Source organism: Mesorhizobium sp. WSM4823, assembly GCF_055811195.1.
In genome coordinates, this window is sequence record NZ_JBVVQL010000001.1 from 758,496 (window position 1) to 774,635 (window position 16,140).

Below are 16,140 nucleotides of genomic sequence, written 5' to 3' on the forward strand. Positions count from 1 at the left end.
ACGGTTTCACCGGTTTTTCAAAGCCCGAAGCGCGCCCATAGCGCGCGCGCTTCCGCCGCATCGATCACGCCGCTTGCGGCAGCAGCGGCGATATCGGGCGCCGAAAAGCCCTTCATGCTTGAACCAAACCAGCCGAACCGGCCGAACAGACCGCGCGGCGCCGTTATCAGTTTGAGCTGAGTTTTTGGCCCGAAACGGGTCTTCAGCACGCTGCGCATGTCGCCGAGCGCATCGACAAGGCCGAGCTCCAGCCCCTTCTTGCCGGTCCAGAACAGGCCGGTAAACAGGTCCGGGTCGTCCTTGAGCTTGGGCCCGCGCCGGTCCTTGACGAGGTCGATAAAGGTCTCGTGGACATCGAGCTGCAGCGCCTTCAGCCGCTCGACGTCTTCCTTCTTCTCGGGCTTGAACGGATCGAGCACCGCTTTGTTCTGACCGGCGGTATGGACGCGGCGCTCGACCCCGATCTTCTTCATCAGCTCGGGAAAGCCGAACGAGGCCGACACCACGCCGATCGAACCGACGATGGAGGACGGATCGGCAAAGATCTCGTCGCCGGCGACCGCGATCATATAGCCGCCCGACGCCGCCACGTCCTCGACGAAGACCAGAACCTTTTTGTTCTTCTCGGTCGCCAGGTCGCGGATACGTCTGAAGATCAGCCGCGATTGCACCGGCGAGCCGCCCGGCGAATTGATCGAAATGGCGACTGCGGGCGCTTCGAAGGAAAACGCCTTCTCGATAGGGCCGGCGGTGGACGCCAGCGAAAGACTCGGCCGAAACTGGCCGCCGCCGGCCATGATGGTGCCGTGCAGCCGGATGACGGGAATGGTGACGATGTCGGAGCGCCAGGATTTCGGCAGCAGGCGGTTGAGAAGGCGTTTCACGGGATCTCCGGTCAATTGGTCTGAAGGCATGTAGGGATTCGCCGGCCAACGGCAATGCCGCGGCGACGGCAGATAAAAAAGTCAGTCGCCGAACAGGGAAGCCAGCCCGTTGTTGATCATCTCGGTCCGCTCCGAAGGGCCATTGCCCGATTGCGCATGCAGCATCAGCGGCGGGCGGATAGACAGCTTTCCGCGCGCGCCCAATATTGCCCTGATGACGATACGGATCGCCGCTGCCTCGGGGCGAGGGTGGACGGCCAGCATCTCGGCGTCGCCGAAGCGGCCCGACATCGCATCGAGGACGGCGCCGAGCTGATCGGGCCTGGCAATCACGGCAAGGCCGCCGCGCGGCCTGACCACCGCAGCCGCACTTCGGATCCAGCTGTCGAACAATCCGTCCTCCATGACATGCGCCGCCTTTTTGAGCGGATCGGGCGTGGCGCGATCCTCGGCCGCGTTGAAGGGTGGGTTCATGATGACGAAATCGAAGGAATTGTCGGCAAGCCCAGCGGCGGTTCGCGCCTGGCCCGACAGCGCGACGTCGGCGGCGAGCACCGAGGCGCGGTCATTGAGATGCGCATTGCCGGGGTGGGCAAGCGTCGTCGCTGCGAAGGCAGCCATTTCGGCAGATTTTTCGACGAGCACGGCCGTCGCATCAGGACAGCGCGACAGCACGGCCAGGCCCGCAGCGCCAGCACCCGCCCCGAAATCGGCTAGGCGGCCGGTGAAGGAGGACGGCACGGCAGCGGCCAGCATCATGGCGTCCATGCCGGCGCGATGACCGGCCTGTTTCGGCTGCACCAGCCAGAACCGCCCGCGATGGAAGGCATCGACCGTATGGGCCGGCGTGTCCTGGACAAGGGTGGCGCGCGCCGCGGACATTATTTCTGGCGGATCTCGTTGGCGATGCCGGCATCCGTCAGGATGCGCCGCGCCGCATCGGCCTGATCGGCGTCGACCATGATGCGCCTGGGCAGGATGCCGATCGAACCGTCGAGCACGCTCATGTTCTGGTCGGCGACGAAACAGCCGATGCCAGCATCGCGCATCAGCGATTCGACAAAGGAGATGATGACGGCATCGTTGGTGCGGATAAGCTCTATCATGGGGGGAAATTCGCAGGTTGCAGCGTTCATGTAAATGTGGGTGGCCCGCCTTGCCAGTCTCGACCGCGCCAATTCGCCTCTTGCCGTGCCCGTGGGTACCGCCCTAGAGTCCTCTCAAGGGACCAGCATGCCGTCGTGCATATTGAGGTTGGGAGTTTTGTCGTGGGTGTCGTTCTCAACATTGAAAACGGGAAGCGGGAAGCTGCCTCGATCAAGGATCTCATCGACCTGACGGCGGCCGATATGGGCCGCGTCAACAAACTGATCCTGTCAAAGGCCGGTTCCGACGTCGAGATGATCCCAGAAATCGCCAACCACCTGATCTCTTCGGGCGGCAAGCGGCTGAGGCCGATGCTGACGCTCGCCTCAGCCCAGATGTTCGGCTATTCCGGCGAAGGCCATGTCAAGCTCGCCACATCGGTCGAGTTCATGCACACGGCTACGCTCCTCCACGACGACGTCGTCGACGAAAGCGGCATGCGGCGCGGCAAGAAGACCGCCCGCATGATCTGGGGCAACCAGGCGAGCGTGCTGGTCGGCGATTTCCTGCTCGGCCAGGCTTTCCGCATGATGGTCGATGTCGGTTCGCTGGAAGCGCTCGACATCTTGTCGAGTGCGGCCTCGATCATCGCCGAGGGCGAGGTGATGCAGCTCGCCGCAGCCAAGAACCTCGAAACCACCGAGGATGAGCATTTCGCGGTGATCAAGGCCAAGACCGCCGCCCTGTTCTCCGCCGCCGCCGAGGTCGGACCGGTCATCGCCCAGGCGACGCGAAACGATCGCGCGGCACTGCGGTCCTATGGCATGAATCTCGGCCTTGCCTTCCAGCTGATCGACGATGCGCTGGATTATGGCGGCACCAGCAAGGATCTGGGCAAGAATGTCGGCGACGATTTCCGCGAAGGCAAGGTGACGTTGCCGGTGATCCTCGCCTACCGGCGCGGCACCAAGGCCGAACGCACCTTCTGGAAGCGCGCCATCGAGGACAATGTCACCGACGACGCCGGGCTGGAAAAGGCAATCGGATTGATGACCCGCCACGGGGCGATTACCGACACCATTGGGCGCGCCGGCCATTTCGGCGAGATCGCCCGCGACGCGCTGGCGCCGCTTGAAGCGACGCCGCAGAAATCGGCGCTGATCGACGTCATCGATTTCTGCATCAGCCGGGTGAGCTGAGAGGCGCCGCTCCTCATCTTGGTTTCCCAGGAAGCACCAATGCGGCGAGCAGGCTGACGGCGATGCCTGCCGCAGCGAGCCAGAAGGCGACCTGGATGCCGTCCGCGACAGCGGTCTTCAAGGCGTCACCGGTCAATCCGCCGACATGGCGGTTAGCGATCGCGATCAGCACCGCCATGCCGATCGCATTGCCGACATTGAGCATGGTGGAGGCCATCCCCGACGCGACACCTTGCTCGTCATGGGAAACACCCGAGGCGGCAGCGATCCACATGGCAGTCCAGACAATGCCTTGTCCGACGCCGGAGATGATCAGGCCGGGTACGAGGGACAGATAGAGGCTGTCCGCGTTTGCGCCCGGTACCATCAAGGCCGTGCCGATCGCGCCGATGACCATGCCGCCGACCAGCGTAGCGCGGGTCGAAAAACGCGTTGCCAGACGTTCGCCGAATTGAGTGCCGGCGGCGATGGCGACCGACGGCACGAGGAACGCAAGGCCGGCCTGCAAGGCGGTGAAGCCGTGCACGTTCTGCAGCAGTACGGTGAGGAAGTAGGGCAGGGCACCGAAAGTCCCCATGAAGAGGAAGGTGATCGTCATGCCGGCGACGAGGCTGCGGTTGTGGAACAGGCGCAGCGGCATCAGCGGGTCGGCGCTTTTCGCCTCTATCACCGCGAAGGTGATGAGGAAGAGTGCCGCCAGTGCGGCGCTGACAATGATCGCGATCGACCCCCAGCCATATTCGGGCCCCTGAACCAGCGTGAAGACAAGCAAGGTCGCGCCGGCGGTGACGGTCAGCGCGCCCGGCAGATCGAAGCTGCGGTGTTCGTGCCGCTTGCTGTCACGCGGAATGACGGCGAAAGCCGCAATGATGGCGACGCCGGCCAAGAGCACGTTGACATAGAAGACCGATGGCCAGCCGAAGGCGCTGGTGAGCAGGCCTCCCGCCAGCGAGCCGAGCGTCAGGCCGCTCGCGCCGGCGCCACCCCAGACCGCGAGCGCCCGGTTGCGTTCCGGCCCTTCGGCAAACAGGCGGTTGATCAGCGACAGCGTGGCCGGGAACAGGAACGCGGCGCCGACACCTTGCACCGCACGAGCCGCGATGATCATTTCCGGCGACCAGGCGAGGCCGCCGACCAAAGACGAAAGCGCATAGAGCCAGAGCGCGAAGATGAAAACCCGGCGCTGGCCGATCAGGTCGGCGGCCCGGCCGCCGAACAGCAGGAAGCCGCCGGTGAACACCGTATAGGCGCTGACCACCCATTGCAGGGTCTGGCCCGAAAAGCCCAACCCCGCGCCGATTTCCGGCAAAGCCACGAAGACGATATTGAGGTCGAGTGCGATGATGAGCTGCGCGAAGGCAAGCAATGCCAGCGTGGCGCCGCGCTTCGCGCCGATCCCTCCTGCTGCCGCGGCGCCGAACGGCGCGCCTTGATCGAGTGAACTCATGTCTATCTCCATGTCGATGATTCTTTATCGATCGACAAAGAATTAAATTTGCAATCCGAAGTCAAGCGGATTATTTGTTGATTGATAAAAAATGGAGGTCGCAATGGCGGGAAGGCCAAGGGAGTTCGATCGCGATCAGGCGCTGGAGAAGGCCCGCGACGCCTTCTGGGCGCGTGGCTATGAAGGTACCTCGATGGCCGATCTGGTGTCGGTGCTTGGTCTGGCGTCGCCGCGCATCTATGCCGCCTTCGGCTCGAAGGAGAACCTGTTTCGGGAAGCTGTCGTTCTCTACGAAACCAAGGAAGGAAGCTTCGCCACCCGCGCGCTTGCCGAGGAGCCAACCGCCCGGCGGTTTGTCGAGCGGCTGCTGCGTGACGCCATCGAAATCTACACGAGGCCGGATCTGCCGCAGGGCTGCATGGTCGTCACGGCCGCGACCAACTGCGCCGCCGAGAACGATGGCGTGCTTTACTGGCTGGCCGAGCGTCGCCTGGCGCGCAATGCACTGATTGTCGAGCGCCTGAGCAAGGGCGTTCGGGAGGGGGAGCTCAAACCGGACACCGACCCGGAAGCCTTGGGCGATTACTACACCACGGTTCTGTTTGGTCTCTCGGTGCAGGCGCGCGACGGTGTGCCGAAAAAGCGGCTGCACGATCTGGTCACCGTGTCGATGCAGTCGCTGGACGCAAGACTCAGCTAGGGGTTCTGAGCTTCATCGGCGATGGTGCCGAAATCAGCAGGAATTTCCCCAGCAGCAGATCAGCAGATCCTAACTAGCAGCATCGAAACTGTGCGGCTGACGAGATCATTGAAACGTCCTCGCGCCCTTCAGCAGCGCCACGAGCTGGCTCTGGCGGCTGATTCCGGTCTTTCGGAAGATTCGCTCGAGATAGGTGCGGGCCGATTTGACGGCGATGCCGATTTCCATGGCCGCCTCCTGCACGGAACGGCCGGAGGCAAGCTCGACGGCGAGCCGGGCTTCAGCCGGCGTCAGGTCGAACAGGCCGGAAAGGATATGGGGCGACGGAACAGTCGCGCAAAGGCTGACCTCGGTTGCCGTGACGAGAATATCCGCGCCTGAAAAAATATCATGCGCGGCGCGGCGCAACGGCAACAGGTGGACGATCAGCGCCGGCCGCCCCTTCGTTCCCGCAACCGGGATGGATCGCACGCTGTGGCTATCCCGGTTATGCGCGATGGCCTGTTGGAAAAGCGCGTTTGCCGGAGCATCGGCAAGCGCCATGCCGCCATGGGCTGTGGGAAGGAAGACGTCCGCCATGTCTTCGAGGAGCAGATTGGCCGTCAGCACGCGGCCCGACCCGCTCATGATTGCGGCCGGCAACCTGATTTCCCCGAGAATAGACACTGCGGTCCTGGCCCGTTCTAGACCCAGGCGCCCAGCGACAAGGCTGGCTCTTGCGAGGTGGGGCCGCAGTCCGTTCAGCAGATCGATCGCGGCCTGATCGTAGAGCCCGTCTTTCAGCCAGCGCTGGAAGGCAAACAGGGCAAGCTCTCCGCCAGCCATTGGAACGGATGTGCATACATGCGATCCAACGCCAAATGCCGTCGCGTTTTTATGGACGGGATCGCGCTCGATCTCCTCGTCGGTCATGAAATCGTCGACCCGTACAAAGCTTGCGGGCTGCGTGCTGCACATGCGCTGAACGCTTTCGGAAAACTTCCAAGTGTCTCCCGCCATGAACTCGTCGAGCAAGGGCTGGACATGCGCTTCGGTGATGGCGCGGACTGGCGTGTGATCGCTGAAGACAAAGATCGCGCCGCTTGCCGAGCGCGAGATCGCGCTTGCCGCTCCCAATACGTCCGGCCACAGCTCGGCGGCGAACGCTGCTTCGTAGATCAGATCGACAATGGCGAAGGCCTGCTCGTCCCGCGGCATTTCCAGCATCGGCATTTTCCTGGTCGAAGCAACGACATCCATCTGCACGGTTCCCCGCATCATTCCGCAGCGGAAACTCTCGATCCTCGCCGCTTACGGATAGCTTACGGCATCGGTTGCCGGGACTGCAGCAGGACAAGCCGGCAGTCCGCCAGCCCGGCAAAATCGGTCGACGGTCGCGGTTAGGCGCTCTGTTGACGTGGTTTGTTAAGCGCATGACCCGATTGTGAATTCGCGCCGGGTTGAAGCGTGACCCCAAAAAGGCCATGCTTTGCCTGGAAAAGATCGAGTCTACGGCGATCCCGCTGACGCGGGCATGGCTTTGACTGAAAGGGATACGATGCGGCAAGGATGTGCGCGCTGGCTGACGGGGCTGGCAATTGTGACGGGCATGGCGATCTCCGGTCTGCCAGCCCAAGCCAAAGAGACCACCGAGCCAGTCAAGATCACATCCTTCTCGGGAGCCTATCTCGCCGCGCGGGTCGCCGAGGGCGATAACGATCTCGACAGCGCCATCACCTATTACAAGCAGGCGCTCGCCTTCGCTCCTGGTGACACCTCGTTGCAGCAAAGCCTGATGCTGTCGCTGATCGCGCAAGGGCGCTTCGAAGAATCCCTGGTCTATGCCGACAAGCTCAAGGCGGTCCCAGACGTCGAGCGGTTTTCGCGCCTGGCGCTGGCCGTCGGTTCCTTTCATAAGAAGGACTTCACCAAGGCAGAATACTGGCTCAAGCTTTCGCTTGAATCCGATCTCGACCGGCTGATCTCCGGCGTCATGACCGGTTGGGCCAAGCAGGGCGCCGGCGACGCCAGCGAGGCCATGGCCTCCATCGACAAGCTGCAGGGGCCGGACTGGTTCGGCCTGTTCAAATCCTTCCATCGTGCGCTGATTGCGGATGCGTCGGGCCTGCCCGAAAAGGCGGATGCAATCTACGCCGCGACGCTGCAGGACACCGCGACCGGTAGCGCGGCGCCCGAAACATGGATGCGCAATGCGCAGGCCTACGCCTCCTTCCTCGCCCGCAAGGGCGACAAGGACAAGGCGCTGTCGGTGCTTGATCAAGCCGAGGCATTTGCATCCGGCAAGGTGGAAATATCGGCGCTTCGCGACAAGATCACCAAGGGCGAGAAGATCGAACCCTTCGTTGCCGGCCCGTCTGACGGCGCCTCGGAAATTCTGCTCGATCTCGCCACCGCACTCAATCGCGGCGGCGGCGAGCCGTTCGTCCGCCTCTATCTGCAATATGCCCTGGCACTGAAGCCCGACAGCGACGCGGCCCTGGTCCAGCTCGCCGCCGTTTCCGAGCAATTGAAGGACGGCGAGGGCGCCATCGCCTTCTATCGCCGCATCCCGGCCAGTTCGCCGCTGAAGGAGCTTTCGGAACTGCAGCTCGGCCTCAACCTTGCCGATCTCGACCGCCATGACGAGGCCATCTCCCATCTGAAAGCCCTAGTCGAAGCGCATCCCGACGACATGCGCGCCTATCAGGCGCTCGGTGGCGTCTATGGCTCGAAGGAGGATTTCCGCTCTGCTGCCGATCTCTACGACAAGGCGGTGGCGGCGCTGAAGACCCCGACGCGCGCCGACTGGAACGTTTTCTACCAGCGCGGCATTGCCTATGAGCGGCTGAAGGAGTGGCCAAAGGCAGAGCCGAATTTCCGCAAGGCGCTGGAATTGTTCCCCGACCAGCCGCAGGTTCTGAACTATCTCGGCTATTCCTGGGTGGACATGAACATCAACCTCAAGGAAGGCCTTGAGATGATCCAGAAGGCCGTCGATCTCAGGCCGAGTGACGGCTACATCGTCGATTCGCTGGGCTGGGCCTATTTCCGGCTGGGCAGGTTTGATGACGCCGTGCGCGAAATGGAACGCGCCGTTTCGTTGAAGCCGGAAGATCCGGTGCTGAATGATCACCTCGGCGACGCCTATTGGCGCGTTGGCCGCAGGCTGGAAGCCACCTTCCAGTGGAACCAGGCCCGCGACCTCAAGCCGGATCCCGACGTGCTCGCTGCCTTGCAGCAGAAGCTGCTGAAGGGCCTGCCGCCGATCGAATCCAACACGGCGCAGGAAACCCCGAAGGTCAAGCCCGAGCCGGTGCCTGCGCCGAAGGGCTGAATACTTCTGAATTCGATTATGCGGGGCTCGTCGCCGCTGTCGCTAAGGGTCTGCACTATAAGCCATGCTAATCGTGCGTGGTGCCGAGCACCGCTCGGAGCCCTGAGTCGTTCTGGCGGAGATGTTCCTCGATCCATCGGGTCGTACGGTCGTAGGCATCCGAAAACAACTCGGAATGCCGACTCCAATCCATGAAGCTGATAGTGTTCGGAACCTCCGGACAGACCAGGATATCCTCTTCGCCGACGGCAATGTCCTGTGGCCGGTGTGCCAGCATGCTCGAGGCAATGACCTGAAGCATGCTGGGAACTCGAGGCAAGCGGGCACGACCGAAAGGGTTCAGCAAGGCCAATGCCAGTTCGGAAGCTCCGGGGATGCGATCATAGTCTATGTCGTATTTCTGCGGTGCACTCGACCCGAAGGTAACGATGACATTGGGTCCGGTCTTGAGCTCCGTCATCTGCTCCAGCGGCAAATTGTTCATGATAGCGCCGTCCACCAGCATATCGCCGTTATCTGTAAAGAACGGCGGCAGGACACCCGGGATGGAGCCGGACGCCCGAACGGCGTGCCAGAGCTTGCCACGACGGTGGACATGGGGCTGACGGCTGCTCAGATTGGTCGAAAGCGCAAAGAACGGAAGCCAAAGATCCTCGATCAGAACGTCGCCGTATTCCAGCCGAAGGGCCTGATCAAACGCTTTGTGATCCAGAAGTGCGAAATGCGGCAAGGTGGGGCGGCGAAACGCCCGGCTCTTGATAAATATGTTGTGGGTGCCTCGGTCGATCTGGTCGGCATCCAAGCCTTTTGCGAAGCCGGCCATCATCGCCGCTCCGGAACTTGTCCCGCCGAGATAGTCGAAGCAAGCGCCCGCCTCAACGAAAGCCTTGTAGACGCCTAAGTGAGCGCTACCGAGGGACCCACCCCCTGCCGCCACGAAGCCCACTGCCTTGCCCGAAATAAATCGGACCAGGCGCTGGAAATCAGACGCGTCGTCCAGCGCAACATGATGATGCTGGTCAACATAGGGTCGCTCATCGAGCCATGCAGAGGTACCGGAGACCGCAGCCGGGCGATTGTCGTGAATTAGGACAAGCCGACTGGTCGATGGCGGATGGACCGATAGCGTCAGTTTCTCAGACGGGTTCAGGCGAGGCGAGCAGGACGCGTTGGCCAGCAACAGGACGGTATCGGCCTGGCGAATGCAGACTTGGGTCCATTCATTAGGTTCCTCATCGGCAACATAGACGATGAATTGGGCTTCCGCCTCCAGTTCGTTCAACCAGTTAAGGATCGGCTGGTCGTCGATCGGAAGACCTGGGAACTTCGCTTGGATGTCAAGCCGGGAAACGAACCGAGCGCGCGTGGCCGCGCCGAACGCTTGCCGCAGGTGCTGGATGAGCACCGGTGAGATGCGACTTCCGCCGGCTGCAATGATTGCGAGCGTTCGGATCTTGGCAGGTTCCTTGAGACGCGATGAACTCGGAGATTGGGTGGCAAACCGGCGCGCCAGAAATACCGTGACCGCCTCTCTCAGGCTAGGCAATGTCTCGGCCGCCTTCTCGAAATTACTGCGACCGATTTCAAGGACGATCGAATCGCGCGCTGCAAGGACAGTGGCCGTGCGGGGTAGTCCCGCGAAGAAACCGATTTCACCGATGAGTTCACCCTGTGCGATCTCCGCGACCAAGCCGGTCGAATCTCCTTTGTGTACCGTAAAGCGTCCAGACAGCACGATGAAAAACCTGTCCGACGCATCGCCTTCGCGAACCAGAACCTCACCGCGTCTCAGGACCCGACGGTCGGATTCGGCAGCTAAAGCCTCGAGCGCCAGCAACGAGGCCCGATCGAACATCAATGTTGCCGACAATAAACTCGCTGCAAGAGAATCGACGGAGGACAACTGAGCCATCCCTTGGGAATCCATGACTTTTGTCTTCTCGAGAGCGCTGAACGCCTGCCGAATGATACCACACATGAGAGCCGCTGAACGGCTGAGGCGCGGGAATGACCGCTGGGCGCTCTCATCTCTGGCCCCCAGCAAGGGGCCACGATCAGGCCGCCACACCGCTCTCGGCGTCCGTCTCTTGGGCCGGGAATTCACTTGAGCCCACATCGCGAACTGCTCGCTTGCCTGCTATTTTGTTTGCGAGCGCAATCTTGTCGTGCGGACTCGGGCCAAGGTAAGTGTGAACCGTCCGCTGCGGTCATTCCCCCAACCGAATCAATTGGGACCCACAGATTCAGCGCTTGCGCCGTATGTCACGCGTTAACTCACCCGATTGCCCTGGCTGCGGCCGGCCACTTGCCTTGACGCCTGCCGGTGGGCGCTCTAGGGAGGGCCGCATCCCCGCCTTTCCCGTCGAGGCCGCCGTGACCGTTGACATCCCAGCCCATATGCATCCCAGCCGCTCGTTCCAGGGGCTGATCCTGACCTTGCATAATTACTGGGCGGACTATGGCTGCGTCGTTCTCCAGCCCTATGACATGGAAGTCGGCGCCGGCACGTTCCATCCGGCGACGACACTGCGCGCGCTCGGGCCAAAGCGCTGGAATGCGGCCTATGTGCAGCCCTCGCGCCGGCCCAAGGATGGACGCTATGGCGAGAACCCGAACCGCCTGCAGCACTATTACCAGTATCAGGTGATCCTGAAGCCGAACCCGCCCAATCTGCAGGAGCTTTATCTCGGCTCGCTGGCAGCCATCGGCGTCGATCCGCTGCTGCATGACATCCGCTTCGTCGAGGACGACTGGGAAAGCCCGACGCTCGGCGCCTGGGGGCTGGGCTGGGAGTGCTGGTGCGACGGCATGGAAGTGTCGCAGTTTACCTATTTCCAGCAGGTCTGCGGCATCGAATGCGCGCCTGTGGCGGGCGAGCTCACCTACGGGCTGGAGCGGCTGGCGATGTATGTGCAAGGCGTCGACAATGTCTACGACCTCAACTTCAACGGCCGCGAGGGCGCCGACAAGGTGACCTATGGCGACGTCTTCCTGCAGGCCGAGCAGGAATATTCGCGCCACAATTTCGAATTTGCCAACACGGCGATGCTGCTTCGGCATTTCGAGGACGCCGAAGCGGAGTGCAAGGCGTTGCTCGATGCCGGCTCGCCAGCTTCGAACGACAATCTGGCGATGCACCGGATGGTGTTCCCCGCCTACGACCAGTGCATCAAGGCCAGTCACGTCTTCAACCTGCTCGACGCGCGTGGCGTCATTTCCGTCACCGAGCGACAGAGCTACATCCTGCGGGTGCGCAATCTGGCGAAGGCCTGTGGTGAGGCGTTTTTGATGACGCAGGCCGGTGGGCTGGCAGCTTAGCTCCAAAGGCCGTTGGCAATTTCGACTGAAACGCTGATTGGCAATACGCCTTGGCTGCTGGAGCCAGCCATCGTCCGCAGCGCTTGCCTGACGCCGGGCATCGCGAACGTGCCATGAGCCTGCGCCGCGAAACAGGCGCTGAGCGCGAGGATCTGGAGAAATGTCGATGCCGTCTTCATGGTCGTTCAGCCAATAGTTCTCTGCCTGAGCGTGGGTCGCTTCAGCGCTGCGTTCGGTTCAGGGAAATCTTTGACCCAAGGACGAGCGGGCTCGCTCCAACCCGACAGTCCATCGCATTTTTTAGGAAATCGCCGGTAGATGCCCCGATGTTGCGCGGAAGGGTGACAGCGGTCAGCCGAGTTGCTATGCCCCGCCGGACCATTTGCCGCGTGAGCCCCATCAATGCCCGACCTGTTTCTAGAACTCCGCTCGGAAGAGATTCCTGCTCAGCCGCACGCCCGCAGCGCCGCAGGCGCGAGGACGTGCAAAAAAGGAAAAGGCATGCGGGGAGGGAAACTCTGATGCCGGATCTGTTGCTCGAACTGCGCTCGGAAGAGATCCCCGCACGCATGCAGCGCAAGGCTGCCGGCGACCTGAGGAAGATGCTGACCGACGGTCTTGTCGAGGCCGGTCTGACCTATGAGGCGGCACGCGAATACTGGACGCCGCGGCGTCTCTCGCTCGACATTCGCGGCGTGACCGCGCGCTCGAAGGACATGAGCGAGGAGATCAAGGGGCCGTCGACCAAGGCTCCCGAACAGGCAGTTCAGGGTTTTCTGCGCAAGGCCGGTCTTTCCTCGATCGCCGAGGCGCATATCCATGCCGATCCGAAGAAGGGCGACTTCTATGTCGCCCATATCTCCAAGCCGGGCAGGGCGGCGGAAGAAATCATCGCCGAGTTGGTTCCAGCCGTCATCCGCGACTTTCCATGGCCGAAATCGATGCGTTGGGGGCCGGCCTCGGCGAAACCCGGATCGTTGCGTTGGGTGCGGCCGCTGCAATCCATCCTCTGCACCTTCGGCCCGGAGACCGAGGAGCCGGTGGTGGTCGATTTCGAGATCGATGGCATCCGTTCGGGCAATGTCACCTACGGTCATCGTTTTCATGCGCCGGGCGCGATCGCCGTGCGCCGTTTCGACGACTATGCCGCCAAGCTGGAGGCGGCGAAGGTCGTGCTCGATGCCGACCGGCGCAAGCAGATCATCCTTTCCGACGCCAGGAATCTCGCTTTCGCCAACGGGCTCGATCTGGTCGAGGACGAGGGCCTGCTCGAGGAAGTGTCAGGCCTGGTCGAATGGCCGGTCGTGCTGATGGGCGAATTCGAGCAGGACTTTCTCGCCATTCCGGCCGAGGTGATCCGGCTAACCATCCGCGCCAACCAGAAGTGTTTTGTCACACGGCCGCAGGGCGTCGGTGAAGAGCTTTCCAACCGCTTCATCCTGACCGCCAACATCGGGGCCAAGGATAGCGGCAAGGAGATCGCCTACGGCAACGGCAAGGTGGTGCGCGCCCGGCTGTCCGACGCGCTCTATTTCTGGAAGACCGATCAAGGCGACCTGCCCGACCTCGACCAATTGCAGGCATCGGCGGAAAAGTTCGGGCTCGATCTCAAAAAGCCGCTCGACCAACGCATGGCTCGCCTCGATCATCTCGACGTGACGTTCCATGCCAAGCTTGGCACCCAGGGTGAGCGGGTTGAGCGGATTGCCCGGCTGGCTGAGGATTTGGCGCCGATCGTGGCGAGTTCAATCTCCCCCCTTGAGGGGGAGATGCCAAGTGGTGACAAAGAGGGCAGGCCAGAGGGGGTCGCTTCGGCTGGCGCGACGCGATCTGGTCTTTCGAAAAAAGACGAAGTTGGCACTCCACGCGAACCGACCCCCTCTGTCGCCTTCGGCGACATCTCCCCCTCGAGGGGGGAGATTCCCGCGCTCGCACGCCGCGCCGCGGTATTGGCCAAGGCCGATCTCACCACAGAAGTGGTCGGCGAGTTCCCTGAACTGCAGGGGGCCATGGGCCGCAAATATGCGCTGCTGCAGGGCGAGCATCCATCGGTCGCAGCCGCCGTCGAGGAACACTACAAACCGCAAGGCCCATCAGACCGCGTGCCGACCGATCCGGTCTCGATTGCCGTCGCGCTCGGCGACAAGCTCGACACGTTGGTCGGCTTCTGGGCGATTGATGAGAAGCCGACTGGCAGCAAAGATCCCTATGCCCTCAGGCGAGCTGCGTTGGGCATGATCAGGATTTTGGTTGAAAATGGCGTGAGATTGAGCGTGAGCAACCAAATTCACGCTGCGTATCTTAACATCCTTGTTCAAAAACAACGCGGCGATACATACGTGTACGCGAGGGTGAAAGGTCATCAGGAATTTTGGACCATCAATCGAAATCGGCTCGGTCCTAAGTTCGGGCCGAAATACGCCGAACCTGTTGAGTTTGACGTCCAGACTCCGATCTATGTTGTTATAGAGGAGCGAAATTCCGACTCTGAGGATTCGATTTCACAGGTGATCGAAACAGTCGTAAAAAACTCCGGACAGCCTCTGGTGTCCTTTGCCGAATTGAACTCCGATCTCCTAGCCTTCTTCCACGATCGCCTGAAAGTCTATCTGCGCGACCAGGGTGCGCGGCATGATTTGATCGACGCTGTCATCACCCCGCAGTCCGACGACCTCCTTCAAATCGTCCGCCGGGTTGAGGCGCTCGGCTCGTTCCTCGACACCGAGGACGGCAAGAACCTGCTTGCCGGCACCAAGCGCGCGGCCAACATTCTCGCTGCCGAGGAGAAGAAGAAGACAATCATCGCCGACCGTGTCGAACCGGCGCTTTTCCGCGAAGATGCTGAAAAGAAGCTGTTTGCGGCGGTGAATCGGGCCGAGAAGGAAGCCGGCGAAGCGATTCACAATGAAGACTTTTCCGCCGCCATGCTGGCGCTTAGCGTGTTGCGCGAAGCGGTTGATTCATTCTTTGAACGCGTTCTCGTGAATGATGAGGACCAGGCTGTTCGTGCCAACCGCCTCGCACTGTTGGCACGCGTCCGGGCAGCGACCGACCAGGTTGCGGATTTCTCGAAAATCGCCGGCTGAGGCTTGGGAAATATTTCTTTCCAATAGCCGATTCGAGCCGGCTTACAGTCATATGACGATGATCTCCGGGTGCCACAAGGAGCATGTTCCCCAACCCCACGGAGGCTTCCATGAATTCCGCTCGCGACATCGAAGTGACAGAAGAAACGCCCGCCGAGACGCTTGAGTCTGCTTCCGAAACAACCCTCGATCAAGCCGCCGCTGCGACGGTCGAAGCTGCCGATCTGTCGGACGAGGACAGTGAGGACGAAAGCGAAGCGACGGCCGAGGAAGGCGCTGAAGACGACAAAGCCGCCACCCTCTCGGATGACGATGAGGAAGACGAAGAAGATGATGACGATGACGATGACGAGGAAGACGACGGCGACAGCGTGAAGGCCGAGGCGCCAGACGCTGACGAAGATGACGCTGACGAAGAGGACGCCTCCGACGACGAGGACGAAGAGGTCGCGGCCTGAGGTTTTTTCAGGCGACGGAATTTACTCAGCGGACCAGGACGGCGCGCAAGCGTCGTCCTGGTCTAGCGGCTATCTAGCCTGGTCGATCTCGGGAATGGGCGTCGGCTGCGGCATTGCGGGCTCAGGCGAGCTGTTCGTCGCCGTTATCTTTTCGCCAGGTCTGCTGCCCGCCCCAGGTGCCGCGGCAGCGGTGGTCGCGGCAGGTGCGGCGCTGGGAGCCGGGGTTGCGAAGGCATCGCCGACGATGCCGCCGCGAATGATCATCGGGCTTTGCATGGAATCATGCTTGGGCTGGCTCGGGATCGCAGCAACTTTTTCATAGGCGACATCGGGCACTGGTTCACCGAGCGCCACGATCGATGGGGTGGAGGAGCTCTCAGCCACCTTCACCGGTTCAGGCGCGCCAAGCTTGACGACGGACGGCGTCGAGGATGGTGCACCTGGCACAATGAAGGACGAAGCCTGCGCTCCTCCCGCAGCCAGAATGAGACCAAGCGCTCCCAGGATACGCACCCAGACCATGATAGTTCCCCTTGCCCAACAGGCCGGCATCATACCGTCGGGGAATTGATGCGGGCTTGCGAGGAAAGATAGCATTTTAGCGATTGGTAATCCGCCAACCGCCGGACTTGCCTCGTGCCGGGCTTGC

General features: G+C 61.9%; 14 protein-coding genes. 6 read left to right on the forward strand and 8 right to left on the reverse strand.

The annotated features are described in order from the left end of the window. Positions 1–17: 17 nt before the first annotated feature. The 3 genes from AC0L26_RS03650 to AC0L26_RS03660 all read right to left on the reverse strand — a co-directional run bounded on the left by AC0L26_RS03650 (position 18) and on the right by AC0L26_RS03660 (position 1,990). The gene (locus tag AC0L26_RS03650; RefSeq protein ID WP_473631292.1) at positions 18–884 is read right to left on the reverse strand and encodes a S49 family peptidase; all 867 of its coding nucleotides are present in this window, start codon (positions 882–884) and stop codon (positions 18–20) included. 81 nt (positions 885–965) lie between these two features. Next, entirely contained in the window at positions 966–1,766 is an 801-nt protein-coding gene (locus AC0L26_RS03655; RefSeq protein ID WP_473631293.1) for a tRNA1(Val) (adenine(37)-N6)-methyltransferase, read from the reverse strand. After that, the gene (locus AC0L26_RS03660) at positions 1,766–1,990 is read right to left on the reverse strand and encodes a putative signal transducing protein (protein WP_126039616.1); all 225 of its coding nucleotides are present in this window, start codon (positions 1,988–1,990) and stop codon (positions 1,766–1,768) included. The genes AC0L26_RS03655 and AC0L26_RS03660 overlap by 1 nt, the downstream gene beginning before the upstream one ends. A 162-nt stretch (positions 1,991–2,152) precedes the next feature. Here AC0L26_RS03660 and AC0L26_RS03665 point away from each other — a divergent pair, with 162 nt between their 5' ends. Then, complete coding sequence (locus tag AC0L26_RS03665; protein WP_352938025.1) at positions 2,153–3,169, forward strand: polyprenyl synthetase family protein; 1,017 nt, start codon at positions 2,153–2,155, stop codon at positions 3,167–3,169. 13 nt (positions 3,170–3,182) lie between these two features. Here the strand turns inward: AC0L26_RS03665 and AC0L26_RS03670 are convergent, their stop codons facing one another. Next, positions 3,183–4,616 carry an MFS transporter gene (locus tag AC0L26_RS03670; protein WP_473631294.1) on the reverse strand — a complete coding sequence of 478 codons (1,434 nt, stop codon included), beginning with the start codon at positions 4,614–4,616 and terminating at the stop codon, positions 3,183–3,185. A 103-nt stretch (positions 4,617–4,719) separates the two neighbouring features. Between AC0L26_RS03670 and AC0L26_RS03675 the strand changes: the two genes are divergently transcribed. Continuing rightward, complete coding sequence (locus AC0L26_RS03675) at positions 4,720–5,316, forward strand: TetR/AcrR family transcriptional regulator (protein ID WP_473631295.1); 597 nt, start codon at positions 4,720–4,722, stop codon at positions 5,314–5,316. A 105-nt stretch (positions 5,317–5,421) separates the two neighbouring features. Here AC0L26_RS03675 and AC0L26_RS03680 read toward each other — a convergent pair whose 3' ends face one another. Then, on the reverse strand, positions 5,422–6,555 hold the full coding sequence (locus AC0L26_RS03680) for a helix-turn-helix transcriptional regulator (protein WP_473631296.1): 1,134 nt from the start codon (positions 6,553–6,555) through the stop codon (positions 5,422–5,424). 298 nt (positions 6,556–6,853) lie between these two features. On the opposite strand from AC0L26_RS03680, the gene AC0L26_RS03685 reads away from it, so the two are divergent. Further along, the gene (locus AC0L26_RS03685) at positions 6,854–8,629 is read left to right on the forward strand and encodes a tetratricopeptide repeat protein (protein WP_473631534.1); all 1,776 of its coding nucleotides are present in this window, start codon (positions 6,854–6,856) and stop codon (positions 8,627–8,629) included. Between the two features lie 67 nt (positions 8,630–8,696). Here AC0L26_RS03685 and AC0L26_RS03690 read toward each other — a convergent pair whose 3' ends face one another. Beyond that, positions 8,697–10,556 (reverse strand): patatin-like phospholipase family protein, encoded by a 1,860-nt coding sequence (locus AC0L26_RS03690; protein WP_473631297.1) that lies wholly within the window; start codon positions 10,554–10,556, stop codon positions 8,697–8,699. Positions 10,557–11,026: 470 nt separating this feature from the next. Between AC0L26_RS03690 and AC0L26_RS03695 the strand changes: the two genes are divergently transcribed. Beyond that, complete coding sequence (locus AC0L26_RS03695; RefSeq protein WP_352938099.1) at positions 11,027–11,947, forward strand: glycine--tRNA ligase subunit alpha; 921 nt, start codon at positions 11,027–11,029, stop codon at positions 11,945–11,947. Here the strand turns inward: AC0L26_RS03695 and AC0L26_RS03700 are convergent. After that, the gene (locus AC0L26_RS03700) at positions 11,944–12,126 is read right to left on the reverse strand and encodes a hypothetical protein (RefSeq protein WP_473631298.1); all 183 of its coding nucleotides are present in this window, start codon (positions 12,124–12,126) and stop codon (positions 11,944–11,946) included. The two genes, AC0L26_RS03695 and AC0L26_RS03700, sit on opposite strands and share 4 nt — an antisense overlap. Positions 12,127–12,468: 342 nt before the next feature. Here AC0L26_RS03700 and glyS point away from each other — a divergent pair, with 342 nt between their 5' ends. Continuing rightward, positions 12,469–15,033: a glycine--tRNA ligase subunit beta gene (gene glyS, locus AC0L26_RS03705; protein WP_473631299.1), complete on the forward strand. Its 2,565-nt coding sequence runs from the start codon at positions 12,469–12,471 to the stop codon at positions 15,031–15,033. Positions 15,034–15,143: 110 nt separating this feature from the next. Then, the gene (locus tag AC0L26_RS03710) at positions 15,144–15,491 is read left to right on the forward strand and encodes an ATPase (modular protein) (protein ID WP_473631300.1); all 348 of its coding nucleotides are present in this window, start codon (positions 15,144–15,146) and stop codon (positions 15,489–15,491) included. 69 nt (positions 15,492–15,560) lie between these two features. On the opposite strand, the gene AC0L26_RS03715 is transcribed toward AC0L26_RS03710, so the two are convergent. After that, positions 15,561–16,013 carry a hypothetical protein gene (locus AC0L26_RS03715; RefSeq protein ID WP_473631301.1) on the reverse strand — a complete coding sequence of 151 codons (453 nt, stop codon included), beginning with the start codon at positions 16,011–16,013 and terminating at the stop codon, positions 15,561–15,563. Positions 16,014–16,140 lie beyond the last annotated feature (127 nt).